Here is a 25246-nt window from a genome sequence, read left to right as displayed (position 1 = left end):
GGGGTCACAGCACGCACTTCTCTGCCACGCAGTGCGCGCCTTCCGCGCAGTCGGCGTCGCCCCTGCAGTCCACGTTGCAGGCGACCTCGCCGCAAGCGTAGGGCCGGCAGGCGTCCACTCGAACCTGGCAGGCGCCCGCGCCGTCGCACGAGAAGACCTCCTGCGATCCGGCGAAGCAGGCCGAAGCGCCGCACTCGTTCTCCGGGTTCGCGCCCTCCGGCAAGAACGTGCAGAAGCCCGCCAACCCGGGAAGGTTGCAGGCCTCGCAGACGCCGCCGCACGACGAGGCGCAGCAAACACCGTCGAAGCAGTGACCGCTCTGGCACTCCGCGCCGCCGCGACACAGGAGTCCGATGTCAGGCGGGACCAGCGGGAAGTCCGCCAGCGGACCGAGCGTCGGGCTCAGGATGTCGTAGGCCAGGACCGGCCCCGGAAGCGCCCGCGGGTCGGGAGGCGAACGGCTGATCACTTCCCCGATGCTCGGCTCCTCGGCGCACTCCGATGAAAGCTCGCCGACGCTGACCGAGTCGTTACTCGCGCCGCAGCCCTGGGCGAGCACGAAACCAAACACCAACCAGAGAGGTGACATGGGATTCGTCCGCATGGCGTCCTCCATTCGAGATCGGATGTCGTTTTGCCGAAGGGTCGATGCTTGCGGCGTGCCAACGGCGCGGACGCGCCGCTTTTCTCGGGCAAGTCGCGACCGAGCCGCGTTCCAAGCCACCCACACCGCCGCACACTCTGCGGCCCTGGGCGCCCGTTCCGCACCCGTTGCGACGCCCGAGCCTCAGCCGCAGAGCTCGACCAGGATGCGATAGCCCTGCCGGAAGTGCTCGAGCTCCGCTTGCTCGTTGGGCGCGTGGTAGTAGTTGCTGCGCCCGAAGCCGGTGATCTGCACGTCGAAGCCGCGGCGTTGCAGGTCGCGCACCAGGGGGAGCGAGCCGGTCATGCTGTACGCCTTCGGCGGCTCGCCGGCGCGCGCCGCGCCGATGGCACGCGAGAGCGCCTCGAGCCCCGGCGAGTCGAGCTTGCAGGCAATGCCTTCCATGCTGCGGCCGATGGGCTCGAGCCGCACGCGACCGCGCTCGCCGCCTTGGGTGCGGGTGCGCGGGAAGCCCCGCGGGGGATCGCCCGCCTCGATGCGTCGGTCGATGTCCGCCACGAAGGCCGCCGCGCCGCCGATCGCGGCTTCCATGTCGTAAAAGGGCGTGAGCCGGATGTCCCCTTCCACCACGGCCAGCGCGGGGATCTTCGTGACCTTGTCGTTCGGCACGTGCATGCGCGTGGCCTTGAGGGACGAGCTCGACAAGAACCCCCAACGTGCCTCGTCGGGGTGCGCGGGGAATTTCTGCTCGAACCACTCGACCAGCGCGCGAGAGGTGGCGCCCGCGAGCTCGAGGGCGTTGACGCAGTTCTGCGTGAAGCCGGAGTGGCCGCCGACCCCCGTGGCCTCGAGCCGCCACATCGCCATGCCGCCGGTGCCGACGGTGGGACCGAAGTCGGCGCTGTCGAGCCAGTAGATGGTCCCGGCCGCGAGGTCGTCGAGGGCCCCCACGCTGGCCGCGTAGTCGAGGCCGATCTCCGGGATGGGCGCCTCCTCCTCGTTGGAAATCAGCACGACCTTCACGGTGCGGTTCGGCTGAATCCCGCGCTCGCACAGCTCGACCAGCAAGTCCGTCAAGAGCGCGACGTGACCCAGGCAGTCGGTGACGCCACGTCCGTAGAGGACGTCGCCCTCCACCTCGAGCGCCCAGGGGTCGCGTTGCCAGCCCTCGCCTTCCCGATCCGCCGGCACGACGTCGAAGTGCGCGCCGACGAAGCCCACGATGCCGGAGCCCCGGCCTGGGAGCGTGAGCACCAAGTTCGGCCGGCCCTCGTGGCCGGGAGCCGCCAAGAGCTCCGCGGAGAGTCGCCCCGCCGCCACGTGGGGAGCGAGCCGCGCGAGCACGCGGTCGGCGGCCAGCTTCTCCTCCGGCACCAACCCCGCCGACGGCGAGTTCGCCAACCGGGGACCCAGGGCGACGAGCTCCGACAGCAGGCCGAGGAATCGAGGTTCGTTCAAAGCCAGGTTCTGCACGCTTTCGCCGATACCACGGGCGCGCTGGCGATCGCGCGAAATCCCGCGCGTGGCCGAGGAAACCTCGGTGGACTAAGCTCCCCGCCCATGCGCCCCGTGATCATCGGCGCCGGCCGCGGCAGCCGGCTCGGCCCCGAGACGGACGAGATCCCCAAGACCCTGGTCAAGGTCATGGGGCGACCGATGCTCGACTGGATCCTCGAGGCCCTCGGCGCCGCCGGCTTCACCGGGCGCGACGTGGTGTTCGTGTGCGGCTACGCGGAGGACGTGATTCGCGCGCGTCACCCCGAGTTCACCTACGTGAGGAACGCCGACTGGCAGAACAACAACATTTTGCTCTCGCTGCTTTGTGCGCGCGAGCACCTGACGGGCGGCTTCGTCTCGACCTACGCCGACATCGTGTACGAAGGCGCGGTGGTCGAGAAGCTGGTGAACGCCCCGGAGCACATCGCGCTCGGCTGCGACACCGAGTGGCGGCGCCGCTACGCGAAGCGCTCGCTGCACCCGGAGACCGACGCCGAGAAGCTGATCGCAGAAGGCCGCCGGGTGCAGCGCCTGAGCCGCCACATCCCGAGCGAAGAGGCGACCGGGGAGTTCATCGGCGTGATGAAGCTCGACCGACAAGGCGCACTGGAGCTCACGGACGCCTTCGATCGCGCTCGGGCGGAGTACGGCGGCAAGGTCTTCCGCGAGGGGAGGAGCTTCGAGAAGGCCTACCTGATCGATCTCCTCCAGCAGATGCTGGAGGCCGGCAGCGAAATGCACCGGGAGGACACCCGGGGGGGCTACATGGAGATCGACACCCGCGAGGATCTCGCGCTGGCCGAGGAGTGGTGGCTGAACCGCCCGTGAGCCCGGAGCGCGTGTCCGGTGACGAGCTGGTCCTCCGACTGGACCGGCTGTGGCGAGGCAGGTCTCCCGCAGTGCTCGCCTTCGACGGCGACGGGACGCTCTGGCGCGGGGACGTCGCGGAGGACGTGTTCCACTGGGCCATCGAGCGCGAGCTCCTGACCAACGCCCCGGAGCGCGGTCTGCGCGACACGGCCCGCGCCCACGGGCTCGAGCTCGACGGAGACTCCAATCAGCTGGCCGCCGGCTTGTTCGAGGCCTATCTCGCGGGGCAGCTCGCGGAGCGCACGCTCTACGAGCTCATGACATGGTGCTTCGCGGGCCTCGCCCTCGACGATCTCGGGGACCTCGCGCGCCAGGCCCTGGACGCGGCCGGGCTGGACGCGCGGCTGAACCGAGGCCTCGCGCCGGTGATCGACTGGGCCCGCCACCAGAAGGTCCGCGCCGTGATCATCTCCGCGTCGCCGCGCTTCATCGTGGAGGAGGCCGGCCGGCGCTGGGACTTCGCGCCCGCCGACATCGCGGCCGCGACCCCGGCGCTCGAGTCGGGTCGCGTGCTGCCGCGCCTCGCGAACCCGGTCCCCTACGGCCCGAGCAAGGTGCAGTTCGGGCGCCAGCTCTTCGCGGACGCGGCCTGGCTCGCGAGCTTCGGCGACAGCCGCTTCGATCTGGAAATGCTGGGGGCCGCCGAGCTCGCGGTCGCCGTCCAGCCCAAACCGGAGCTGCTGATGGCCCTGCGCGCGCTCCGCCGCGCCGTGGTGCTCGACGCCTGAAAGCCGCCGGAAAGCCTGGTCTTTCACCACGGTCGGCACCGGCTGAGCGATTGAATCGCCATTGACTTTGAGCACTTACGTGCAATACACGCATATATCCGATGCGTGTTTACGTCCGGCTCCTGCTCGGAGCGCTGCTCGGAGTGCTCGCCGCCTGCCGAGCCCCGCCGGAGGACGGCGCTCGCCTGCGCATCGCGCACATGGCCCGGCTCACCCACGCGCCGGCGCTGACCGCCCTCGACAGCGGCCGGCTCGGGCGGGCGCTGCCCGACGTGCAGATCGACGCCCAGCTGTTCGAGGTCGGCAACGCCGCCATCGAAGCGCTGTTCGCCGGCGACGCCGACGTGGCGCTCTTGGGCCCGAACCCGGCCATCAACGGCTTCGTGCGCTCGAGCGGTGAGGTCCGCATCGTCGCCGGAGTCGCCAGCGGCGGCACCGCGTTCGTGGTGAGGAACGACGCGGGCATCAACTCGCCGTCGGATCTGCGGGGGCGGCGGCTCGCCACACCACAGATCGCGAGCACGCAAGACGTGGCGCTCCGAGCCTACCTGCGCCGTCACGGCCTCGTCACCACGCTCGAAGGCGGAGACGTGATGGTGTTGCCCATGGGCAGCGCCGAGATCCGCCAACTCTTCCGGCGCGGAGAGATCGACGGCGCCTTCGTGTCCGAGCCGCTGGCGTCCGAGCTGGTCGCGTCCGCCGGCGCCCGCGTGCTGCTCGACGAGCGCGATGAATGGCCGGGCCGGCGGCACCCGGCCACCGTGCTCGCGGTGCGCAAGCGCTACCTCGACGCCCACCCCGGGAACGTCCGACGCCTGGTGGCCGCGCTCGACGCCGAGGCGCGCTGGGTCGAAGAGCACCGCGCCGAGGCCCTGGGGCTGTGTCTCGGAGGCATTCAGCGGCGCCTGGGCAAGGCCCCGCCCCGAGGCGTGGCGGAGCCCGCCTTCGAACGCGTGAGCTTCACCACGGATCCAATGCCGGAAGCTCTGGCGAAGCTCGCTCTGGACGCCGAAGCCGAAGGCTTCCTGCCGAAGGGCGCCGACCTGACCGGGCTCGTGCTTGGAGCCGCCCCGTGAGCACCGCCTGGCAGCGCGCGAGCGCCATCGTCGGGCTGCTCTTGCTCTGGCAGCTCGCGACGATGCTGGGACGCTGGCCCGCTTACGTGCTGCCGAGCCCGCTCGCCGTCGGCGCCTCGATCAAGGACGGCATCCTGAACGGAGTGTTGCCGACCGCCGTGGCGAAGAGCCTCGGGCGCCTGGTCCTGGGCTACGGACTGGCGAGCTTGGGGGGCGTGCTGCTCGGCATCGCCATGGGCCGCCTGCCACCCCTCGAGCGCTCGCTGGGCACGCTCCTGACGGGGCTGCAGTCGCTGCCCAGCATCTGCTGGATGCCGCTCTCGCTGCTCTGGTTCGGCCTGAACGAGCGGGCCATTCTGTTCGTGGTCGTGATCGCGACGCTCGGCACCGTGGCGCTCGCCGTCCGGGACGCGGTCCTGGGCGTGCCGCGCCTGTGGCTGCGCGCAGCGCGCAGCATGGGTGAGCGCGGCGCGAGCATGTGGCTCCGGGTGATCCTGCCGGCAACTCTGCCCGGCACCATCACCGCGCTGCGCATCGGCTGGAGCTTCGCCTGGCGCGCGCTGATGGCTGGTGAGCTGCTCTTCGTCGCCGGAGGTCTCGGCCAGGTCATGCACGTGGGACGCGAGCTGAACGACATGGCGCAGGTGATGGCCGCGATGCTGGTGATCGTCGTCCTGGGCTTGCTCTTCGACAACGTGGTGCTGGGGCAGCTGGAAGCGCGGATGCGGCGCCGCCGGGGCCTGTCCTGAGCGGGTGCGCTCCTCCCCTTTTCCGCCGGGACGAAAGCTGCTTTAACCGACGGTCTCCCATGCGCATCGTGCACAGTCTGGCCTTGGCCCTCGGGTTCATCTTGGCGTTCGGCGCCTGCGGCGGCAGCGAGCCCCCGCCCAAGACCGCGGGCAAGCCCGTCGAGGACGACCGCGAGGGGCCTTCCGGCAGCACCCTGGACGTCTCAGCCGAGATCGGCGCGCTCGACGAGAGCAAGGTCGAGAAGGCGTTCGCGGGCCGCGTGAAGAGCCTCTCGCGTTGCCTGGACTCCGGCGCCAAGCGCGTGGAGTTCATCGGGGGCCAGGTGGCCTTCTTCGTCAAGATCGACCAACACGGCAAGGTCGCCCACGCGCACCTGGAGAAGTCGTCGCTCGGCGACCGGGAGACGGAGAAGTGCATGCTCGACGCGCTGCGCGCCGCGGAGTGGCCTGCGCCGGTCGGCGGCCTGGTGGGCCTGGCGCGAAAGGGCTTCGATTTCGATCCGCCGAACGACGTGCGCCCGCCCACGGACTGGGACGGGGAAAAAGCGAGCGGCGCGCTCGGCTCGCGCAGCACCGAGATCGAGAAGTGCAAGGGGAGCAGCGCGGGCTCGTTCACCGCCACGCTGTACGTCAGCCAGACCGGCAAGGTCCTGGCAGCCGGGGTCACGCCTCCGGACGAGACCGGCGAGGCGGCCGTGGACTGCCTGGTCGAGGTGATCAAGGGCACGAAGTTCCCTTCGCCGGGCAGCTGGCCGGCGAAGGTGAGCGTGGAGCTCTAGACCCCATGATCCACCTCGAGGAGCGCGAGCTCACCATCCGCATCCATCTCTCCGCCAGCTTCGACCCGGACTACGACGGCGACGAGGACGGCTACGCCTGGTACGAGCGCTTCCAGCGCGAGCTCGAGCCCGAGCTCGTGCGCGCGCTGTTCGGCGTGTTGCGCTCGCACCCGCGCTTTTCGGCGCTGCCTGCGCCGCGGGGCGGCGATCCCGACTCCGTGCGCGAGATCGCCGTGAGCTTCGTGCCTTCGGCCCGCTGAGCGTCAGTCGCTCGGCGCGTCGTCGGCGCTGAACACGCTGAGCTCCAGCATCGCAGCTCCCTTGCCCGGCTCGGCGGCGGGCGAGAGCTCCACCCGGGCGGAGCCCAGGCCCGCCTTCACCAGTGCGTCGCTCACGCCGCGCAAGCGCTTGGCGGACTCCTCCGCCGCGACGTCGGCGCCCGTCTCGCGGATCTTCACCCGGCTCGCGCGATGACGCTGCGTCACGTTCGCCAGCGCGCCCACCACCTTCTGGCCGATCTCTTGCACGACCTCGCCGCTGAGCTCGGACGAAGCAATCCGGATCAGCGGCTTGCCCTCGACCACCGCGAGCTCGACCTCGCCGCTCTTGATCTGAGGCCCGAGGGCCAAGGCCAGGTCCCGCGCGATGGCCGCGTTGTCGGCCGCTTCGGCCTCGCACTGGCCGAGCTGGCGCGCCCGCTCCTCGGCCGCGTCCAGCGCCAGCGCCAGCTTGGACTTCTCTCCGGCGAGCTCCCGCAGGTGATCGCCCGTGCGGCCCAGCTCGCCGCGAAGCTGCTCGACGATCTCCGTCGCGAAGCGGCGCTCGGTCCCAGCCACTTCCGCCGCGAGCTTCTCCTCCGCCAGATCCGCCTCCAGGCGCTCGAGCTTCTTCTCGCGTTCGGCGAGCGAGGCGTGGAGCTCGTCCAGCTTGCGACTGACGTCGCTCAGGCGCGACTGCGTGCGGCGGTGAGCCTCCTGCTCCACCAGGATGGCCGAGCGCGCCTCCTCGTAGCGGGTGGCTGGGACCATGCAGGCACCCAGGGCGAGCGACGCGAGCATTGCGAGCGCGAGGTTCGATGTCGGGTTCATGGCATTCTCCTCACGCCACCAGGGCGCCGCGCAGCGTCAGGACGTCCAGGTGCTCCGCCAGGGTGAGCCGATCTGCGTCGCACATGCGCACGAACCGGAAGGCCTGCTGACTGCCCCGCGACCAAATCGGGCGAGCCCAGGCGGTGATGGGGTGGATGCGCTCGGGCAGCGTCAGAGTCAGCCTCTGAAGCAAGCCCTGGTGATGCGCTCCGATCGTGCGACCCCGATCCACGATGATGCCGGTCGGCGATATCTCGATCCCCCGGCAGCGCGAGACCAGGATGCCGTCGTGCGCGATGACCCCGAAATCCGTACGGCCTCGTAGGCCCACGCGACGTTCCATGAAAAACCTCCGTCCTCGGCTGGGATCGTAGAGGCGCAGGCCCAGCACGGGCCAAGTTCACACGCACATCCACCCACATGCTGCCGGTTATCGAACCTCTTCGAGAAGCGCTGGCGCTGCGACAACTTGGCCACTGCCGCACGCGAATCGTACGAGTGCGAGCGTGCAGAGGAAGCTCTGCCAGATGCTCTCTGGTGCCGCCGGCGTGCTCTCGATCGCTGGCTTGGTGGTGCTGCTCCCCCGCGGAGTACGCGCCGACGACGGCGCGCGCCCGAGCGTCGACCTGAGCCGCCTCCAGCTCGGCGACGACACCGCGACGGCTCCTCTCGACAACGGCGAGAACGCCGAGCTGACGCTGGACCCGAACCTGCAACGCGCGGCGCGCCGCTTGCTCGCGCTGGCGCGACCGCTCGAGGGCGCCATCACGTTGGTCCACGCGCGCAGCGGACGCCTGCTCGTGTTCGCGGAGTCCTCGCGCAAGGGCGGCGCTGCCGGCAGCGTGCTGCTCGCGTCGCGGCAGCCCGCGGCCAGCGTCTTCAAGCTCGTGACCACCACCGCCTTGCTCGAGCAGCGCGTCGTGGACGCCAAGACCGAGGTCTGCACGTCCGGTGGCACCCACCGCATCGAGCGGCGCCACCTGGAGCCTCCGCGCTCCGGTCGCGTGATCTGCTCCCCGTTCGGGATCGCGCTGGGACACAGCCGCAACGCGGCCTACGCCCAGCTCGCGACGGCTCACCTCTCCCGGGACGAGCTCGGCGACACGGCTCGACGCTACGGCTTCAATCGAGAGCTGCCCTTCGACGCGCGGGTGCCGCTCGGGACGCTCACGCTCCCCTACGGTGACCTCGACTTCGCGCGGACGGCGGCTGGCTTCACCGGCAGCACCCTGTCACCGCTCGGCGCCGCACAGCTCTCGTACACGGTCGCCAGCGGTGGACGGCGCATGCGCCTCCGGCTGGTGCGGAAGAGCGGAGACTTCGAGGCGCCGGAGACCCGCGAGATGCTCGGCCGGGTCACCGACGAGTGGACGGCGAGCCGGCTGACCAAGATGATGGAGGTCACGACTCGCGAAGGCACGTCGGCCGAGGTCTTCAGCGACGAGACCGGCCGCGCCTATTTGCCGCACATGCGCGTCGCTGGGAAGACGGGCACCCTTCAGCCGAGCCCGAAGCTGCCGACGACCAGCTGGTTCACCGGATTCGCGCCCAGCAAGAAGCCCGAGGTCGTGGTCAGCGTGCTGCTCGTGAACGGCGGTGCTTGGCGCCGCAAGGCGAACGAGGTGGCTCGGGACATGCTGCGCGCCTACTTCCACGCGCACGGCCGCCGGGGCGTGAGCGATCCCTTCGCCGACCCCGCCCCGGCAGCGCGCGTGGCTCGCGGTCCGCGCGCTCAGCGCTGATTGGTGCGGCGGCGACGCGCCACGCCGCCCAGGGCCACCAGGCCGAGGAACGTGCCGAGCGCGCCGGTCTCCGGAGCGCCCGGCGTGCTGCAGCCGCAGCCCTTCTTCGGGGCTGGGGCGGCGGTTCCGGCGTCCGCGCCCGCGTCCTCCGCGCCGCCCACCGGGGCGCCGGTCAGGCCCAGGGACTGGATCGGCGTCAGCACGACCTTCGCCGGGTCGATCTGCTTGCGGTCCTTGCGCGTCAGATCCGCGGCGACCCAGGTTTTGCGCAGACCTCGGTACTCGCGCGGCGGCTTACCCCAGCGCCAGCGCTCCGGCTGGTCGCACTTCATCATGCCCTTCCAGGGGTGGAAGTTGTTGTAGCGCGTCTGCATCTGGCTTTTGTCGGCCGGCTTCACCTCGGTCGAGATCTCCATCTTCTGGCCCTTGGGAATGGTGGCGCCGCCAGCGATGTGGCCCGCCGGTCCAATCTCCGGGTCGTCCGGCAGGTTCGACGCGTCGTAGCGGTGGTGCAGGCGCGTGAGCACGTACTTCTGTCGCGCCAGGAGCGCCTTGCGGCGATAGAGCTCCTTGCGGTCGGCCTCCATCTGCTTCTTGGCCTTGGGGCGCTCCGCCGGCTTGAGCGCCTTGAGCTCCTCGTCCTGCGCCTTCTTCTCCGCCTCGGTGAGCTCGGGTGGCTGCGGATTGCGCTCCGCCTCGGGCACCAGCTCCTCGAGCGCGTCGCCGCCCAGGCTCAACAGCTCGTGGGGCAGGAGCGGCTCGTTCTGACAGGGCTGCCCGCAACCCTCCGCCGGCCAGGCGTATTCGACCAGGAAGGACTTGGGCTCCTTCTGCTGAATCATGTCGTGGAGCGCGCCGTAGAACTCGCCCATGCGCTCCTTGACCGCGAAGTCCACGCTGATGTTCGTGGGCGGGAAGAGGTTTCCGTAGTTCTTCGCCTCGTAGCGCTGGTCCGGCGAGAGCACGTAGATGAAGAGCTCCTGCTTCTTGTCCAGGTTCACCAAGCCGAGCTTGGACGGGATCTTGGTCACCGCGGTCTGGGTGACGTAGCGGATCGGTGAGAGCGAGGCGCGCTCGCCGCCGACCAGCTCCACGCGCTTGGTGTCCACTTCCGCCACGATCACGTTCATGCCGGCGTCGACGTAGGGCTTGATGGCCGCGGCGCCCTTGTCCGTCAGCACGTAGCCCTTGCCCTTGAGGAACCCGGCCAGGTCCGCCGCCTGATCCTTGCCGAGCACGCTGATGGTGTACTCGCCCTCCTTGAACTCCGACTCCACGGTGACGAGCATCTCCTTCGGCACCTTCTTCTCGCCACCGACCTGCCCGCCGCCCAGGAAGGCGGTATCGGCGCTGGCGAGCTTGGAGCGCTCCCACTCCTGCTCGAGCGGACCCGGATCGCAAGGATCCATCTCCCAGAACTCCATGAAGCGAGGTGCGGTCAACATCTCGAGGCGGTCCACGAACTCGCGCTTGAGCGTCTTGACCTTGTCCGCCGTCACGTCCGCCGGCACCGGCATCACCAGCGCGAAGGGCTCGAGGGATCCCTCGTAGTCCGGCATCACGCTGACGATCGTCGTGTCCCCCTTCGGCATCACCGCGACGTGTGCCGCGTGCGCCGTCCCGACGCTCTCTTTCTTCCCCACGTAGAAACCAGGAAACGCCTGGGCGCTCGGCGGGTTGGCCGTGAAGAGAGCGGAGAGGAGCGAGGCAGCGACGGTGGTACGGAGCTTGTGCATCGCGCGAAGCCTAAATCACCAGGGCGTGCCAAGCGACCGGGATTTCTCCGGCCCTGCCAGCCCAACGCGCCCGTGGTAGAAGCTCGGCCGGCATGGACCTCGAGCTGAACGAGACGCAAGACATGGTCGCCGGGGCGGCGCGGGACTACGCGACGCGGGTGGTGGCTCCCCGCGCGGCCGAGCTCGACCGAAGCGGCGTGTTCCCGGCCGACACCGTGAGAGGGCTGGCCGAGCAAGGCCTCTTGGGCGTGAACGTAGCCAGCCGCTACGGCGGCGCGGAAGCCGGGGTGGTCGCGTATGCGCTGGCCATGCGCGAGGTCGCGCGGGCGTGCGCCTCGACCGCCGTGACCATGGCCGTCACCAACATGGTCGGCGAGGTCGTGCAGACCTTCGGCGACGAGGCGCAGCGCCAGGAGCACCTGCCCAAGCTCACGGGCGGGGAGTATCTGACCGGCGCCTTCGCGCTCAGCGAGCCCGGCGCCGGCAGCGACGCCGGCGGCCTCGGCACCGCCGCGCGAAAGACCGACGACGGCTGGGTCATCGACGGGCAGAAGCAGTGGATCACCAACGGGGGCTACGCCGGGCTGTTCGTGGTCTGGGCGCGCACGGGGGGCGCGGGCTCCAAAGGGATCTCGTGCTTCTTGGTGAAGAAGGGCACGCCCGGGCTCTCGGTCGGGCGCCCGGAGAACAAACACGGCCTGCGCGGCTCCAACACGGTGCCCCTCACCTTCGACGAGTGCCGCGTGCCGAAGGACGCCCTGCTCGGCGAGGAGGGCATGGGCTTCCGCATCGCGATGATGGCCCTGGACGGGGGCCGCATCGGCATCTCCTCGCAGGCCATCGGCATCGGCACGGCGGCGCTCGATGCCGCCGTCTCCTACGCCAAGGAGCGCCGGGCCTTCGGCCGGCCGATCGCGGATTTCCAGGCCATCCAGTGGATGCTGGCCGACAGCCGGACCGAGCTCGACGCGGCCTGGCTCCTGTGCCTGCGCGCGGCAGCGCTCAAGGAGAAGGGGGTGCCATTCACGCAGGAGGCCTCGATCTCGAAGCTCTTCGCCAGCGAGGCCGCCAACCGCGTCTGCAATCGCGCCATGCAGGTGCACGGCGGCTACGGCTACATCCGCGAGTTTCCGGTGGAGCGCTACTTGCGAGACGTGCGCATCACCACCATCTACGAGGGCACGAGCGAGATCCAGCGCATGGTCATCGCGCGCGAGATCCTCCGGTAGCCCCTGCCCTTGTCCCGAGTCGAGCTTCCACACATCCGGCGCGCGCTGTCGCCCGACGCCGAACCGCCCCGACCGGGGCAGGACGGCAAACATGCGGCGGTCGCTGCGGTGCTCCGCGCGGGCCCGACTGGCGCCGAGGTCCTGCTCATCCGGCGCGCCGAGCACGAGCGCGATCCGTGGTCCGGTCACATGGCCTTTCCCGGAGGTCGCTTCGACCCGGAGGACGCCCACCTGCTCGCCACCGCGCGGCGCGAGACGCTCGAGGAGGTGGGGCTCGATCTCGAGCGCTCCGCGGAGCTGCTCGGCGCGCTCGAGCCGCTGCCGGCGGTCGCCCGCGGGAGGCGAGTCGGGCTGACCATCGCGCCGTTCGTCTTCGAGCTCTTGGGCAGCGTGGAGCTCCGCCCCAATCACGAGGTCGTGGAGGCGCTGTGGGCGCCGCTCAGCGGTCTGGCCCGGGGCGAGGGCCGAGCCAAGGTGGACTACGTGCTCGACGGCCAGAAGCTCGAGCTCCCGGCCTGGGACGTCGAGGGCCGCGTGGTCTGGGGACTCACGTACCGCATGCTCGACTCGTTGCTCGAACGCGTCAGGGCGTCTCGTTGATCTGCGGGTCGCAGGCCTGGGTGAAGTCGCAGGCCGGGCCGCCTTTGGCCGTCACCGTCAGCGTGTACTGCGTGCAGCTCGCGGTGGCGCCCGACTTGCGCCGCACGCGCAAGAGGTAGGGCTTGGTGTGGGGGCCGCAGTGGATCGGCGCGGTCGCTCCACATGACTTCTCCCCGACGGTCTTGCCGCCGACGGTGCCGGTGCCATCCACGCACCAGTCGTAGCTGGTCAAGTCCGAGTGCTTCGCGTCGGGGGTGCCGCAGCTGCCTCCCCGGATCACGTCGAACACGAACTCGTTGTTGGTGGCCGGGGCCGAGAACTCGATGTGGACGTGGTAGCTGTTGGTGGTCGTCTCGTCGCTGTCCACGGTGTCGAACTTCCACCAGTCCACGTCGCTGTCGGAGCTCAGCGTGCCCTTCAGCGTCAGCGGCGTGGTGTTGGCGTCCGTGACGCTGCCCGCCGAGCTGGCGGTGGCGCTGCAGGTGTTGTTGCCGGGCTCCGCAGCGTCGACCTGACAGGCGCAGCCGTTCGTGGTCGGTCCCGGCGGGTAGGCCGCCCATCCCGTGTCGCACGAGTCGATCTCGCAGGCGCCGAAGCTGCACTTCTGCGTGGCGTGGGGCACCGTGCCCGGGCAGAGCTGGGTGGCCGTGCCGTCGTCGGGTGTGCCGTTGCAGTCGTTGTCGGCGCCGTCGCAAGTCTCCGGCTGCGGGGAGCTGGCGGTGCAACCTTCCCACTTCTGGGTCGCGCCGTTGCAGGTCTCGGTCCCCTCGCAGGTCACCGAGCCGTTGGTCTGGGTGCAGCGGCGCTTCACCCCGTCGCGTTTGCTGTTGCAGGGGCAGCTCTCGCCCCCGCTCGGGACGCACATCTTGGCCGGCTTGCCCCCGGAGCCCGCGTCGGCCACCCCCCCGTCGGGCGGCGGCATGCCGGGCGGGTAGCTGCCCACCGCAACGCACTCGAAGCCGGTGGGGCACTGGTCGTCGAAGGAGCAGTCGCGCGCGCAGAAGCGGTCGATCTTGGGCGACGGCGTGCACTTGTCGCCGATCAGCGGGCACTCGCCGTCCACGGTACACTTCGCGCACTGGTTGTCGGCGTCCGGGACACAGATGAAGCCGTGCTCCTCATGGAAGGTGCAGTAGCCGCCGGAGGGACAAGCCTTGCCCGCGGTGCACGGCACCACGCACACCTGCTTGGGCTGGCTCTTGCCGACGTCGATGCAGAACCCCGTCCCGCAGTCGCTGTTCTTGGTGCAGGGATTGCCGAAGCCGCCGGTCGGCCAGCCGCCGTCGTTGGCGCCCACGCCGCCGTCTTTGTTTCCCGTGCCGGCTGAGCCATCCGTGGACGCATCGCCGCCCGTGCCGCTCGGTTTGTCGTCGACACCGACGTTCTCGGCGCAGGCGACGATCCAGAGCATCGCCACCCCGAGAGCGAGCGCGAGGAGGCGTCGCGGGTTGACCACCGGATTTCGAGGATAGGCCCCACACCCGGGCCCGTCAAACCAGCCGCCCCGGGGCCACCGGGGCCTGGAGGCCCCTCGCGGGGACAATCGCGCTGAACTAGGCTTGTCGCGGCCGTCGATGAGTCGAGAAGCAGAGCCAGAGAACGCGCAAAACCCCGTGCTTGCCGGCAAACCCGCCCCGGGCGGCCGCTGCAAGGTGTGTGGAGGTACGCTGTCCGACTCTCTCCGCTGCGAGCAGTGCGGCGCGGCCTACGGTGAGGCCAACCGCTGCCCGCACTGTCGCTCGGTCGCCGACGTCGAGCCGGCGGAGCCGCTGCGCTTTCGCTGTCGGGTCTGCGGCGGCCCGCGCATCCCGGTGGACAGCCGGGAGATCGTCCGCACCGGCCGCGAGGTGCCGGTGCTCGCGAAGGCGAAGAAGGCGCACTTCGCCCGCGCGGCGTGGGCGGTCGCCGCGGGCGTCGTCGGCGGCTTCGGGGTGCTCTCGTTGCTGATGACGCTCCTGGTCGTGGCGTTCGGTCCGGGTCTCTTCACCTCGCTGGCGATGCTCGGCATGAGCCTGCTCCCGTTCGTGGTCGCGGCGCTGGCCTGGCAGAGAGCCAAGCGTCACGCCAAGGAGCGCGACCGATTGCTCGACGATGCCTGGAGCCTGGTCGCTTCCGACGTGCTCACGCACACCGGCAAGGAGCTCGAAGCAGACGACCTGGCCAAGCTGATGCGCATCGACGTGGAGCGTGCGGAGCAGGTCCTGGCCCACCTGAGCGCGGAGGACTTCATCCACGCCCGGGTCACCGACGAGGGCGACATCGCCTACTCGTCCAGGCTGCGAGTCGAGCCGGCGCTCGAGGAGCCGGAGGAAGAGGCCGCGCCGCCGGAGCAAGAAGAGGCGGAAGAGCTGGCCCGCGCGCGCGCACCAAAGCCGTGAAATCCAGAGCGGCTCGCCCTACCGCGAAAAACTCTTCCCTCCTGCGTAGCCCAATTCGCGCCGGCGGCTGGGCGCAAGCGCGCTCAACGAGCGAGGTCGGCGCGGGCGCGTCGGACTGGCGGGTGGTATGGGATCCGCTGTAGAAAACGCGAGCCCGAGACGAGCGATGGCCATCGACCACCAGAGCTTGTACCTGACGCGCGCCGACGCGACGGAGCCCACTGGTTTCGTGCGCCGCATGCTGCGCGAGCTCACGGGACACGACTGGCTGGTCTTCGTATTCCTGGTGATCCTGACCGCGGTCGCGCTGCGCTGCGAGCCGTCGCACGACCAACGGGTCTCGGCGATTCGCATGGGCTCGCTCCTGGCGTTCATGGTCGTGACGCTGGTGCTGGTGCGCGGCGGCCTGCTCAAGCACGGCTTCTGGGCACCGCTGATGTACCGCTTCGCCCTCTACGGCACGGTCCAGCTCAGCTACTTCTTCCTCGCGCGCCTGCTGCCCTTGGTCAACCCGACCACGGTGGACTACCCGCTCTACCAGCTCGACTTGAGGTTGTTCGGCTTCGAGCCCGCAGTGGCCATGGACGCCATCGTCACCCCGGTGACGACGGAGTGGTTCGCCTTCTTCTATTTCGGCTATTTCTTCCTGCTCGCCATCCACGTCATCCCGATTCTGCTGTTCTCGCGCAGCGCGCGGCAGCTCGGCGAGTTCGCCCTCGGCATGCTCGTGGTCTTCTGCGTGGGGCACGTGGTCTACATGCTCGTCCCCGGCTACGGGCCTTACCTGGCTTTGTCCGATCAGCTCACGAACCCGCTGCCCCACGGCATGTGGCGCGACCTGGTCATGGCGACGGTGGCCTCCGGCGGCTCGCAGATGGACATCTTCCCGTCGCTGCACACCGCGGCGCCGACGTTTCTCGCGCTCTTCAGCTTCCGCCACCGCGACAAGCTGCCGTTCAAGGCGAGCTGGCCCGTGACCACGTTCTGCGCGGTGAACATCGTGGGCGCCACCATGTTCCTGCGCTGGCACTACGTCATCGACGTGATCGCCGGCCTGGTGCTCGCGACAGTCGCGTACCTGGTCTCGGTGCGGGTCACGGCCTGGGAGCTCGAGCGCCGCGCGGCGGCGGGCCTCTCGGAGTCCTGGCCGCGCTTCCGGCGCACGAAAGCCTAGCCAGCCTCACTTCTCGTAAACCTGCGCGGCGGCGATTCCGGAGCCGGCGGACACCGTCATCACGACCTTGAGCGGCGCGGCCATCGGGAAGGCCCACTTCCAGCAGTTCGGGTGAGGCGCCAGGACGGCGTTGGGCGCGGCCGTCTGGTCGGTCGCCAGGACCGGTGAGCCGAGCCCCGGCAGCGGCGTCTGGGCGACCAGCTGAAGGTCCAGGTTCTGCACGTTGGGCAGGCCCGCGCCGACCACCGAGTAGCACTTCCCTGGCTGGGCGTTGAAGGTCGTCTCGAGGATCTGGCCCTGCTGGAAGTTGCCGGCCAGCATCGTGCCGCCGACGGCCTTGGCGCCGGGCGCGCTCTGCTTGGCGAGCACGTCGAGGGCCTGGGCGGCAGCGCCTGCGCTGGCGGCGTCCAGCGGAGTGGCGGAGGGGCCGCCGGTCGCGGTCGGAACTGGAGGAGGCGGCGGGGCCGTCGAGGTGGTGGCGGTGGGGGGCGGCGCCGTTTGGGCGACGCACGCCTGGCCGTTCCAGACCTGCCCCGGCGGACACTGTGGGGCCGGGCCGGGGCCCAGGTTCGACTCTTCGCCGCCCTTCTTCTTGCAGCCGACGAGGGTGGAGGAGACACAGAGGGACAGGGCCAAGGCGAAAGTGCGCGTCATGCCCGGGACAACGCCCGACGCCGCGGCAGCTTACAGGCCCAGATCCTGGGCGCCTGTCGGAAAGGGAAGGCCATCGTCCGCAAACGGCGGCGCAGCCCGCCGTTCAACCGGGGCCAGGGGACAGGCAACCGGCAACAGGCAATGGTCCGGCGGCGCACGCACCCGGCGCCGTCCGGCAAATCATGGCAAGACTGCCCAAGTCGCGCTCAGCGCACGTTCGCGCAGAACCCCTCGTAGTCCACGTAGCCCTTGATGGTGGGCGACTCGCCGCAGGCCGGGCAGCTCTTGTCGCGGCGGAGCCTGAGCGTGCGGAAGCTCATGCGCATGGAGTCGTAGGTGAGCAGCCGTCCGACCAGCGGATCGCCCTTGCCCAGGATCAGCTTGATGGCCTCCGTGGCCTGAAGGGTGCCGATGATCCCCGGCAAGATCCCCAGCACGCCGGCCTCCGCGCAGGAGGGCGCCAGGTGCGGCGGCGGCGGCTCGGGGTAGAGGCAGCGGTAGCAGGGCCCGACGAAGGGCGCGAAGGTCGTGACTTGACCGTCGAAGCGGAAGATCGAGCCGTGAACGACGGGGATCTTGTGAAAGAGCGAGGCGTCGTTCACCAGGTAGCGCGTCGGGAAGTTGTCGCAGCCGTCGATGATCGCGTCCCAGCCCTGACCGAAGATGCGATCGACGTTCTCGCTGGTCAGGCGCTCCTGGAACTTGACCACCTTCACGTCTGGGTTCAGCTCGTTGATTGTCTTCTCGGCGCTGTCGACCTTGGGCGTGCCCACGCGCGAGGTGGTGTGAATCACCTGGCGTTGCAGGTTGGAGGCGTCCACCACGTCGGCGTCCACCAGCCCCAGCGTGCCCACGCCGGCGGCGGCGAGGTAGAGCGTCGCCGGAGCGCCGAGCCCGCCGGCTCCGAGCAGGAGCACGCGGGACTTCAAGAGCTTCTCTTGTCCGCGCTCGCCGACCTCCGGCAGGAGCAGGTGGCGCGAGTAGCGGTCGAGCTGCGCGGGGCTGAGCTGCGCCGGCTCTTCGATCGGATAAGAGAGATCCTTCCAGCGCACGAAGCCCGGGTTGGCGCTCCACACGTTGGTGTAGCCGAGCTCGGCCAGCGTCTTGGCGGCGAACGCGCTGCGGATGCCGCCCGCGCAGTAGACGACGATCTCGCGCCCCTTGTCCGGAAGCTTCTGCTCCGCCTGCATTTCGAGGAATCCGCGCGGGACGTGCAGCGCGCCGGGGATGAAGCCGCCGCGCACCTCGTCCTTCTCGCGCACGTCGAGCAGGGTGAAGTCGGCGCGCCGCTCGAGCTTCTCGCGCAGCTCGTCGAGGCCGAGGGTGCGGATCGACGAGCGCACTTCGGAGAACAGGTCGCTGTAGGTTTTCGGCATGGTTCCGGGGGACTCCACTAAATGTCGCACTATTCCGATGCGACAATTATCAGGACGAAGTATTGGCGCTGGGCCGGGGCTGTCAAGCCGCCCGGCCGAGTCGGCTCTCTACCACGGCTCCAGGGCGTCAGAGCAGCGCGAGCAGCGCTCGGGCATCGCCCAGCTCGGGCGCCGCGGTGAGCAGCCGGTCGGCGAGGCTCCGCCAGCGGGCATCCGCCTCCACCACCGAGAGCACGTCCTCGAGCAGCCTACCCATGCCGTACAGATCCTCCGCGAACCCGACGCTGCCACCGCGGACTCGCTCCGGGCTCATGTAGCCGACGCTGCCGCCGACCACCACCTCCTCTGCGCGGTGCGCCAGCCCGAAGTCGGAAAGCACGGGCTCGTCGGGCTGGCGAAACATCACGTTGGCGGGCTTCAAGTCGGCGTGCACGAGCCCCGCGGCGTGCACGCGCCCGAGCGCGCGCACCAGCGGCGTGAGCCAGCGTTCGATCGGGGAGAGGTACGCCGCGTCGCCGGCGGCGATGCGCTGTTTGAGCGATCCCTCCGCGAGCCACTCCATCACCAGGAGGCCGCGCGCGAGATCCACGTCGAAGACGCGCACCACGCCGGCGCCCGCGAGCCGAACCGCCGTCCGCGCTTCGCGCGCGAGCTTGTCCCGCTCGCGCTCCGGCTGATGGTAGATCTTGAGGGCGACGCGCCGGCCCAGCGCGTCGTCGATGGCCTCGAACACCGTGCCGGCGCCGCCGCGCCCCGCCTCGGCGACGATGCGCAGCGAGGTCTCGGGAGCCTCGGCCCGAAGCAGCGTCGGCTCGGCGAGCGCCGAGCGCAGGGCCGGCGTCCTGCCGCCGAGCGCGCGCCGCCAGCGCTCGTGGCGCTCGCGTGCCCCGGGGGTGTCGATGTCGCGGGCCAGGACTCGCTCCACCAGCGTGAGCGCTCGCGCCACCTCACCCGTCTCCGCGCTGGCGTCGGCCGCGAGCAGCAACGCCGCCGCGGAGCTCGCGCCGCCGAGGAGCGCGAGCGCCCGCCCGGGCTCGCCGCGCGAAAGGAGGAGCTCCGCGGCTCGCGTGCGCAAGCTCTCCGTCGCGAGCCCGGCTTGGGCGGCTGCCTCCACGAACCCGAGCGCCGCTCGCTCGCCGCTCGTGCCCCGCGCCCGCTCGAGCTCGCCGAGCGCGACGCGCTCCTCGACCTGGTCGCCGCGGGCGAGCGCGGCGAGCGGGGGGAGCTCGGCCTCGACCCGTGGCGCCGGCGCCGGCGCCGCTTCGACGCTTGGTGGCGCGTGCTCCGCTGGCTCGGGCGCTCCGCCGAGCCGTCGCTTGAGACGCTGCCAGAGGCTCACTCGACGACCTCGAGCAGCACGGGACCGTCGACGCTGCGCCGCAGTCGATCGCCACGCAAGAGCTGGATCACCCCGTGGACCGCCAGCGCGTCGAGCAGAGCGGGCGCACCCAGCTCGAGCTCCAGCCAGCCGTCGTCGGCCGCCGAGAGCTTCCAGCCGTCGAGCTCGAGCGTCCCGAGCGGCGCGTGCACCACCTCCGAGGCATAGGCGATGCGCACGCCGCCGTTTTGCCAGGGGGTGAGCTCTACGCGCACCTCACCACCCAGCTCGAGCTCGAGGCCCGGTCCCACGCGCACGGGCGCGCCGAGCCGTGCACCGGCGAGCAGCGTGCCGTTGCGCGAGCCGAGATCCACGGCCTCCGGCCCCTCCGGGCTGCGCCGGATCGAGAGGTGCGTCCGGCTCACCGCCGGCGAAGCGATCACCAGCGTGGCCTCGGCACGCCCGAGGGTGACCTCGTCGCCGAAGATCACGTCGAGGGTCTCGCCTCCGAGCGAGAGGCGCACGCGTGGCAGCGAGATCCGGCGTAGCTGGATGGACTTCAGCAGGTCGGCGACCCGAGCGTCGGGTTCTCGTAGGTCACCTCCGACCGCCAGCGCCTCGCGGCGCGCGCCGCTCAACGCCAGGTCCCCGACCCGGGTGTGCAGCGCGAGGCGCTCGCGTTCCGCGCGCTCGCGGGCCTGCTCGGAGTCGAGCACCGCCTCGAGTCTGTCGATGGCGCCGGCTTCGACCAGCATGCGGGCCTCTGCCTCGCGATCACCGACCCGCGCGTACACCTCCGCGGCGAGCCCGGCTTCCCCGACCTGTTCGAGCCGGGCGGCGAGCGCTTGGAGCTCGGCTCGACTCGGCGCGTAGGCGCTCGACTCGATCAGGTCGAGCGTGAGGCGCGCGCGCTTCGCCTCGACCTCTCTGGCCTGCTCGCCGCTCGCCAGGGCCGCTGCTTGTCCCAACAGGAGCCGCCGCCGCTCGACGTCCAGCGCCGCTTCCGCTCGGAGCAGTAGCACGCGCACCGCTTCCTCCCGCTCGTCGAGCTCGACGTACGAGGCCGTCGCCTCCTCCAGTGCGCCCGTCGCCTCGAGGCGGCGCGCGCGCGCGAGCCCCGCGCGTCGCCGCCCGGCGAAGAGCTCACCTACCTTCGAGAAGAAACCCATCCGGCTCCCGTCGTTCTCCGGCAATCCCGCCTCGGTTTCAAGGCTCGTGTCGGTGCCGCCTCGGGGAAAGTCCGGAACATCTGGTGCTTTTTGCTGGGGCGAATCCTGGTAAGCTTGCTCGACTCCGAAACGAGCCCCGAGGAGACGCACCCGACAATGAGCACGACACGACTGGGAGAGCTGCTGGTTCGCGAGAAGCTCATCAGCCTCCAGCAACTCCGACGCGCCCAGGACGAACAGCGACAGTCCGGCCAGAACCTCGGCTACACGCTGCAGAAGCTCGGCTTCATCTCCGACGGCGAGATCACGAACTTCCTGAGCGCCCAGTACCGACTGCCCGCGATCAACCTCGACGAATACGAGATCGACAACGAGATCATCAAGCTCGTCAGCCGGGACGTCTGCGAAAAGCACAAGATCATCCCCGTCTCGCGCTCGGGCCAGTCGCTGATCGTCGCGATGGCGGACCCGACCAACCTGCACGCAATCGACGACATCAAGTTCCTCACCAACTACAACGTCGAGCCCGTCGTCGCGAGCGAGACGGCGGTCGCCAACGCCATCGAGCGCTACTACAACGCCGGCCCTTCGTACGAAGAGCTGATGACCGATTTCTCGCTCGACGAGACGGACATCGACTTCTCCGCGGACGAGGAGGACGTCAACGCGCTCGAGCTCGAGAAGCAGAGCGCCGACGCGCCGGTCGTGCGCCTGGTCAACGTCCTGCTCTTGAACGCCATCCGCAAGGGCGCCAGCGACATCCACGTCGAGCCCTACGAGAAGCGGCTGCGCGTGCGCTACCGCATCGACGGCGTGCTCCACGAAGAGATGAGCCCGCCGCTCAAGCTCAAGAACGCGCTGGTGAGCCGCCTGAAGATCATGAGCCAGCTCGACATCGCCGAGCGTCGCCTGCCCCAAGACGGGCGCATCAAGCTCAAGCTCGGCAAGGGCCGCGAGATGGATTTCCGCGTCTCCGTGTTGCCGACGATGTGGGGCGAGAAGGTCGTCCTCCGCCTGCTCGACAAGGGGAACCTCCAGCTGGACATGACCAAGCTGGGCTTCGACGCGGCCCCGCTCGAAGACTTCGCCTGGGCCATCAACCAGCCCTGGGGCATGGTGCTGGTGACGGGCCCCACGGGGTCCGGCAAGACGACCACGCTGTACTCGGCGCTCTCGGATCTGAACAAGCCCGGAGTGAACATCTCCACGGCGGAAGATCCCGTCGAGTACAACCTCCACGGCATCAACCAAGTGCAGATGCACGACGAGATCGGGCTGAACTTCGCCATGAGCCTGCGCGCGTTCTTGCGCCAGGATCCGGACATCATCATGGTCGGCGAGATCCGTGACTTCGAGACCGCGGAAATCGCGGTCAAAGCCGCGCTCACGGGCCACTTGGTGCTCTCGACTCTGCACACCAACGACGCCCCCGCGACCATCAGCCGCCTCCTCAACATGGGCGTCGAGCCGTTCCTGATCACGGCCAGCGTCAACCTGGTGTTGGCCCAGCGTCTTGCCCGCAAGGTCTGCGTCGACTGCAAATACGAGGTGCCGACGGACCCGCAGACGTTGATCGACATGGGCGTCACCGAGGAGCAGATGGACAAGGGCGTGCGCGTCATGAAGGGACGCGGGTGCAACACCTGCAACAGCACGGGCTACAAGGGCCGCATCGCGCTCTACGAGGTCATGCGCTTCCGCGACGAGCTCAAGGAGATGGTGCTGCAAGGCGCGTCCACCACCGAGCTCAAGGTGGGCGCCATCAAGCGCGGCATGGTGAGCCTGCGCATGGCCGGCATCAGCAAGGTGATCGAGGGGATGACCACTCCTGAAGAAGTGCTCCGCGTCACGATGGCGGACTGAGAAGGACGACGATGGCCATCAGCGAAGAAGGCGTAAAGGTCAACCTCCACCAGCTGCTCCGCGCCATGATCGAGAAGGGCGCGAGCGACATGCACATCACCACGGGCTCGCCGCCGCTGCTGCGCATCGACGGCGCGATCGTGCCGCTGAAGCTGCCGCCTCTCTCTCCCGTCGAGACCAAGCAGCTCTGCTACTCGGTCCTGACCGAAGACCAGAAGATCCAGTTCGAGAAGAACAAGGAGCTCGACCTCTCCTTCGGCGTGAAGAACCTGTCGCGCTTCCGCGCCAACATCTTCATGCAGCGCGGCGCGGTCTCCGGTGCCTTCCGCTCGATTCCCTTCAAGATCTTGTCCTTCGAGGAGCTGGGGCTGCCGCCGGTGGTGACCGAGCTGGCCAGCAAGCCGCGCGGGCTCGTGCTGGTGACGGGGCCAACCGGCAGCGGCAAGAGCACCACGCTGGCGTCGATCATCGACAAGATCAACAGCGAGACCCGTCAGCACATCATCACCATCGAAGACCCCATCGAGTACCTGCACCCGCACAAGCGTTGCATCGTCAACCAACGCGAGGTCGGCAGCGACACGATGAAGTTCAAGGACGCCCTCAAGTACGTGCTGCGTCAGGATCCCGACGTCGTGCTGGTGGGCGAGATGCGTGACCTCGAGACCATCGAGGCGGCGCTGACCATCGCCGAGACCGGCCACTTGGTCTTCGCGACCTTGCACACGAACTCCGCAGTGCAGAGCATCAACCGCATCATCGACGTGTTCCCTCCGCACCAGCAGTCGCAGGTGCGCGCGCAGCTCTCGTTCGTGCTCGAGGGCGTCATCTCCCAGCTGCTCTTGCCACGGGCGAACGGCCCGGGCCGCGTGCTCACCCTGGAGGTGCTCACGCCGAACCCGGCCATCCGCAACCTGATCCGCGAGGACAAAGTCCACCAAATCTACTCCCAGATGCAGGTCGGGCAGGCCAAGCACGGCATGCAGACCATGAATCAGTCGCTGTTCTCGCTCTACCAGCGCCGCCTGATCACGCTCGACGAGTGCATGGGCCGTTCGAGCGAGCCCGACGAGCTCCGGATGATGCTGGAAGGCAAGACACCGGTGGCCGCCACCCCGATGGGCTCGGCGCGCTGAAAACCTCGGGCGCCGCCCGAACCGAGCGGGATTTTCTCGGCACCCCCGGCGGGCGCGGGAGCTTTTTGCCCATCGCTCAGGCAAAAGCTGGTAGGAAACGCCCGTCGAAACGGAGGAGCATGGCGCAGCATCGAATGTCGGGGCGCTCGCTGGGTGGTTTGGTGGGGCTGGCAGCGCTCCTCTTGGCGCGCGGCGGCGCGGCGCAGGCTTCGGTTCCGGAGCCGCCGCCCCCGGCGGAGCCCTGGTACGAAGCGGTGCAGCTCAGGGCGTTCGCCGACGCCTACGCGAACGCGAACTGGGCGTTCCCCAAGCCGGCGACCTACCAGCCGCCGACGCGTTCCTTCGACGGCGCGCAGGGCTTCGCGCTCTCCTGGGTGGGCCTCGACGCAGCGTTCTCGCCGGAGCCGGTGGGCGGCGTGCTGAGCTTGCGTTTGGGCCCGACCGCGCGCCTGCACGCCAGCGCCGACGCCGGCACGGGGCTCGAGTACGTGAAGCAGGCCTACGTGGCGTGGAAGCCGGGCTCCGGCTCGGTCACGCTCGAGCTGGGCAAGTTCGACACCTTCGTCGGCTCGGAGGTCGCGGAGAGCCAGGACAACTTCAACTACACGCGCGGTCTCTTGGATTCGTTCGCGCAGCCGCTGTTCCACACGGGCCTGCGCGTCACCGCGGAGCTGGTGCCGGAGCTCACGCTCACGACCATGGTCGCCAATGGCACGAACCGCTCCTTCGACAACAACGTCGGCAAGACCTTCGGCCTGGGCCTGAGCGTGAACCCGAGCGATTCGTTCGCGGCGAGCCTGGCCTGGATCGGCGGCCCGGAGCAGACGGACTCCACCGAGGTCGCCTGCACCAGCGGCACGGCCTATGACCCGGACGCGGGCACCTGCGCGGCAAAAGCCGGCGCGCCGGCGCAGACGCACGTGGTCGATCGCGGCGGCGCCAACGACTTCGACTCCTGGCGCCACCTGATCGACCTGACGCTGACCGTGCAGCCGCTGGAGACGTTGGCCATCGCGCTGAACGCCGACTACGGCGTGGAGGGCGTACGCCCGGACGACACCAGCATCGAGGCCAAGCCGGAGGCCCAAAAGTGGTACGGCGCGGCGCTCTTCGCCCGCATGCAGCTGAACGAGACCTGGGCGGTCGCCGTGCGCGGCGAATACCTGGCCGATCCGGACGGCCGCGCCTTGAGCTACACGCTGCCGGGCGGTGCGCTCCTCGACAAGACCGAGCTCGCCAGCGCGACGCTCACCGTCGAGGCGCGCCCGACCGAGAACTTGATCCTGCGCCTGGAGAACCGCGGTGACTTCGTGCTGAAAGGGGAACCCGACGAGGAGATCTTCCGCGAGAAGGTCCGCGACGGCTCGAGCAAGCTCTTCACGACGACGCTGGGCGTGGTCGTGACGACGAATTGATTCTCGCTCCGCCCGACTCCACGCGCCGGGAGACGAGAATTTGCGCCGCGACGCCACGAGCGCCA

General features: G+C 69.7%; 24 protein-coding genes. 14 read left to right on the top strand and 10 right to left on the bottom strand.

Translation table 11 applies throughout. The annotated features are described in order from the left end of the window. Positions 1-4: 4 nt before the first annotated feature. Together HS104_05875 and HS104_05870 are read right to left on the bottom strand one after the other, a co-directional pair. The gene (locus HS104_05875) at positions 5-604 is read right to left on the bottom strand and encodes a hypothetical protein (protein MBE7479499.1); all 600 of its coding nucleotides are present in this window, start codon (positions 602-604) and stop codon (positions 5-7) included. A 183-nt stretch (positions 605-787) separates the two neighbouring features. Next, on the bottom strand, positions 788-2077 hold the full coding sequence (locus tag HS104_05870) for a M20/M25/M40 family metallo-hydrolase (GenBank protein ID MBE7479498.1): 1290 nt from the start codon (positions 2075-2077) through the stop codon (positions 788-790). Positions 2078-2164: 87 nt separating this feature from the next. Here HS104_05870 and HS104_05865 point away from each other — a divergent pair, with 87 nt between their 5' ends. From HS104_05865 to HS104_05840, 6 genes are all read left to right on the top strand, one after another. After that, positions 2165-2929, top strand: coding sequence for an NTP transferase domain-containing protein (locus tag HS104_05865; GenBank protein MBE7479497.1), 765 nt, complete (start codon positions 2165-2167; stop codon positions 2927-2929). Continuing rightward, a complete protein-coding gene (locus tag HS104_05860) occupies positions 2911-3699 on the top strand; it encodes a haloacid dehalogenase-like hydrolase (GenBank protein ID MBE7479496.1) in 789 nt (262 codons plus the stop codon). Before HS104_05865 ends, HS104_05860 begins: the two co-directional genes overlap by 19 nt. 101 nt (positions 3700-3800) lie before the next feature. After that, a complete protein-coding gene (locus HS104_05855; protein MBE7479495.1) occupies positions 3801-4775 on the top strand; it encodes an ABC transporter substrate-binding protein in 975 nt (324 codons plus the stop codon). Positions 4776-4837: 62 nt separating this feature from the next. Further along, positions 4838-5524, top strand: a complete 687-nt coding sequence (locus HS104_05850; GenBank protein ID MBE7479494.1) for an ABC transporter permease — start codon at positions 4838-4840, stop codon at positions 5522-5524. A 59-nt stretch (positions 5525-5583) separates the two neighbouring features. Continuing rightward, positions 5584-6303: an AgmX/PglI C-terminal domain-containing protein gene (locus tag HS104_05845; GenBank protein ID MBE7479493.1), complete on the top strand. Its 720-nt coding sequence runs from the start codon at positions 5584-5586 to the stop codon at positions 6301-6303. A 5-nt stretch (positions 6304-6308) separates the two neighbouring features. Further along, entirely contained in the window at positions 6309-6563 is a 255-nt protein-coding gene (locus HS104_05840) for a hypothetical protein (GenBank protein ID MBE7479492.1), read from the top strand. A 3-nt stretch (positions 6564-6566) separates the two neighbouring features. On the opposite strand, the gene HS104_05835 is transcribed toward HS104_05840, so the two are convergent. Further along, positions 6567-7391: a hypothetical protein gene (locus HS104_05835; protein MBE7479491.1), complete on the bottom strand. Its 825-nt coding sequence runs from the start codon at positions 7389-7391 to the stop codon at positions 6567-6569. 10 nt (positions 7392-7401) lie between these two features. Continuing rightward, the gene (locus tag HS104_05830) at positions 7402-7734 is read right to left on the bottom strand and encodes a hypothetical protein (GenBank protein ID MBE7479490.1); all 333 of its coding nucleotides are present in this window, start codon (positions 7732-7734) and stop codon (positions 7402-7404) included. A 163-nt stretch (positions 7735-7897) separates the two neighbouring features. Here HS104_05830 and HS104_05825 point away from each other — a divergent pair, with 163 nt between their 5' ends. Beyond that, on the top strand, positions 7898-9133 hold the full coding sequence (locus tag HS104_05825; GenBank protein MBE7479489.1) for a penicillin-binding protein: 1236 nt from the start codon (positions 7898-7900) through the stop codon (positions 9131-9133). Here HS104_05825 and HS104_05820 read toward each other — a convergent pair. Next, positions 9124-10869, bottom strand: coding sequence for a DUF2330 domain-containing protein (locus HS104_05820; protein ID MBE7479488.1), 1746 nt, complete (start codon positions 10867-10869; stop codon positions 9124-9126). The two genes, HS104_05825 and HS104_05820, sit on opposite strands and share 10 nt — an antisense overlap. A gap of 92 nt (positions 10870-10961) precedes the next feature. Here HS104_05820 and HS104_05815 point away from each other — a divergent pair, with 92 nt between their 5' ends. Both HS104_05815 and HS104_05810 read left to right on the top strand, forming a co-directional pair. Continuing rightward, the gene (locus HS104_05815) at positions 10962-12098 is read left to right on the top strand and encodes an acyl-CoA dehydrogenase family protein (GenBank protein ID MBE7479487.1); all 1137 of its coding nucleotides are present in this window, start codon (positions 10962-10964) and stop codon (positions 12096-12098) included. A 3-nt stretch (positions 12099-12101) separates the two neighbouring features. Beyond that, positions 12102-12698 carry a CoA pyrophosphatase gene (locus tag HS104_05810; protein MBE7479486.1) on the top strand — a complete coding sequence of 199 codons (597 nt, stop codon included), beginning with the start codon at positions 12102-12104 and terminating at the stop codon, positions 12696-12698. Here the strand turns inward: HS104_05810 and HS104_05805 are convergent. Beyond that, positions 12682-14154, bottom strand: a complete 1473-nt coding sequence (locus HS104_05805; GenBank protein MBE7479485.1) for a hypothetical protein — start codon at positions 14152-14154, stop codon at positions 12682-12684. The two genes, HS104_05810 and HS104_05805, sit on opposite strands and share 17 nt — an antisense overlap. Before the next feature lie 118 nt (positions 14155-14272). Here HS104_05805 and HS104_05800 point away from each other — a divergent pair, with 118 nt between their 5' ends. Continuing rightward, positions 14273-15076, top strand: coding sequence for a zinc ribbon domain-containing protein (locus HS104_05800; protein ID MBE7479484.1), 804 nt, complete (start codon positions 14273-14275; stop codon positions 15074-15076). Positions 15077-15242: 166 nt separating this feature from the next. After that, on the top strand, positions 15243-16250 hold the full coding sequence (locus HS104_05795; GenBank protein ID MBE7479483.1) for a phosphatase PAP2 family protein: 1008 nt from the start codon (positions 15243-15245) through the stop codon (positions 16248-16250). A gap of 6 nt (positions 16251-16256) precedes the next feature. Here HS104_05795 and HS104_05790 read toward each other — a convergent pair whose 3' ends face one another. The 4 genes from HS104_05790 to HS104_05775 all read right to left on the bottom strand — a co-directional run bounded on the left by HS104_05790 (position 16257) and on the right by HS104_05775 (position 20353). After that, positions 16257-16904 carry a hypothetical protein gene (locus HS104_05790; GenBank protein ID MBE7479482.1) on the bottom strand — a complete coding sequence of 216 codons (648 nt, stop codon included), beginning with the start codon at positions 16902-16904 and terminating at the stop codon, positions 16257-16259. Positions 16905-17110: 206 nt separating this feature from the next. After that, positions 17111-18280, bottom strand: a complete 1170-nt coding sequence (moeB, locus tag HS104_05785) for a molybdopterin-synthase adenylyltransferase MoeB (GenBank protein MBE7479481.1) — start codon at positions 18278-18280, stop codon at positions 17111-17113. Positions 18281-18407: 127 nt separating this feature from the next. Continuing rightward, positions 18408-19619, bottom strand: coding sequence for a serine/threonine protein kinase (locus tag HS104_05780; protein ID MBE7479480.1), 1212 nt, complete (start codon positions 19617-19619; stop codon positions 18408-18410). Continuing rightward, a complete protein-coding gene (locus HS104_05775) occupies positions 19616-20353 on the bottom strand; it encodes an FHA domain-containing protein (GenBank protein ID MBE7479479.1) in 738 nt (245 codons plus the stop codon). Before HS104_05775 ends, HS104_05780 begins: the two co-directional genes overlap by 4 nt. Positions 20354-20923: 570 nt before the next feature. On the opposite strand from HS104_05775, the gene pilB reads away from it, so the two are divergent. The 3 genes from pilB to HS104_05760 all read left to right on the top strand — a co-directional run bounded on the left by pilB (position 20924) and on the right by HS104_05760 (position 25181). After that, entirely contained in the window at positions 20924-22630 is a 1707-nt protein-coding gene (pilB, locus tag HS104_05770; protein MBE7479478.1) for a type IV-A pilus assembly ATPase PilB, read from the top strand. 11 nt (positions 22631-22641) lie between these two features. Beyond that, positions 22642-23766: a type IV pilus twitching motility protein PilT gene (locus HS104_05765; protein MBE7479477.1), complete on the top strand. Its 1125-nt coding sequence runs from the start codon at positions 22642-22644 to the stop codon at positions 23764-23766. Positions 23767-23885: 119 nt separating this feature from the next. After that, a complete protein-coding gene (locus tag HS104_05760) occupies positions 23886-25181 on the top strand; it encodes a porin (GenBank protein MBE7479476.1) in 1296 nt (431 codons plus the stop codon). Positions 25182-25246 lie beyond the last annotated feature (65 nt).

It is taken from the genome of Polyangiaceae bacterium (assembly GCA_015075635.1).
GTDB lineage: Bacteria > Myxococcota_A > Polyangia > Polyangiales > Polyangiaceae > JADJKB01.
This window is presented reverse-complemented; position numbering and strand designations above follow the sequence as displayed.

Coding starts and splice junctions, on each gene's coding strand:
- HS104_05875 (MBE7479499.1), bottom strand. CDS start 604: ATGCGGACGAATCCCATGTCACCTCTCTGGTTGGTGTTTGGTTTCGTG.
- HS104_05865 (MBE7479497.1), top strand. CDS start 2,165: ATGCGCCCCGTGATCATCGGCGCCGGCCGCGGCAGCCGGCTCGGCCCC.
- HS104_05855 (MBE7479495.1), top strand. CDS start 3,801: ATGCGTGTTTACGTCCGGCTCCTGCTCGGAGCGCTGCTCGGAGTGCTC.
- HS104_05850 (MBE7479494.1), top strand. CDS start 4,838: ATGCTGGGACGCTGGCCCGCTTACGTGCTGCCGAGCCCGCTCGCCGTC.
- HS104_05845 (MBE7479493.1), top strand. CDS start 5,584: ATGCGCATCGTGCACAGTCTGGCCTTGGCCCTCGGGTTCATCTTGGCG.
- HS104_05840 (MBE7479492.1), top strand. CDS start 6,309: ATGATCCACCTCGAGGAGCGCGAGCTCACCATCCGCATCCATCTCTCC.
- HS104_05835 (MBE7479491.1), bottom strand. CDS start 7,391: ATGAACCCGACATCGAACCTCGCGCTCGCAATGCTCGCGTCGCTCGCC.
- HS104_05830 (MBE7479490.1), bottom strand. CDS start 7,734: ATGGAACGTCGCGTGGGCCTACGAGGCCGTACGGATTTCGGGGTCATC.
- HS104_05820 (MBE7479488.1), bottom strand. CDS start 10,869: ATGCACAAGCTCCGTACCACCGTCGCTGCCTCGCTCCTCTCCGCTCTC.
- HS104_05815 (MBE7479487.1), top strand. CDS start 10,962: ATGGACCTCGAGCTGAACGAGACGCAAGACATGGTCGCCGGGGCGGCG.
- HS104_05800 (MBE7479484.1), top strand. CDS start 14,273: ATGAGTCGAGAAGCAGAGCCAGAGAACGCGCAAAACCCCGTGCTTGCC.
- HS104_05795 (MBE7479483.1), top strand. CDS start 15,243: ATGGCCATCGACCACCAGAGCTTGTACCTGACGCGCGCCGACGCGACG.
- HS104_05790 (MBE7479482.1), bottom strand. CDS start 16,904: ATGACGCGCACTTTCGCCTTGGCCCTGTCCCTCTGTGTCTCCTCCACC.
- moeB (MBE7479481.1), bottom strand. CDS start 18,280: ATGCCGAAAACCTACAGCGACCTGTTCTCCGAAGTGCGCTCGTCGATC.
- HS104_05775 (MBE7479479.1), bottom strand. CDS start 20,353: ATGCTGGTCGAAGCCGGCGCCATCGACAGACTCGAGGCGGTGCTCGAC.
- pilB (MBE7479478.1), top strand. CDS start 20,924: ATGAGCACGACACGACTGGGAGAGCTGCTGGTTCGCGAGAAGCTCATC.
- HS104_05765 (MBE7479477.1), top strand. CDS start 22,642: ATGGCCATCAGCGAAGAAGGCGTAAAGGTCAACCTCCACCAGCTGCTC.
- HS104_05760 (MBE7479476.1), top strand. CDS start 23,886: ATGGCGCAGCATCGAATGTCGGGGCGCTCGCTGGGTGGTTTGGTGGGG.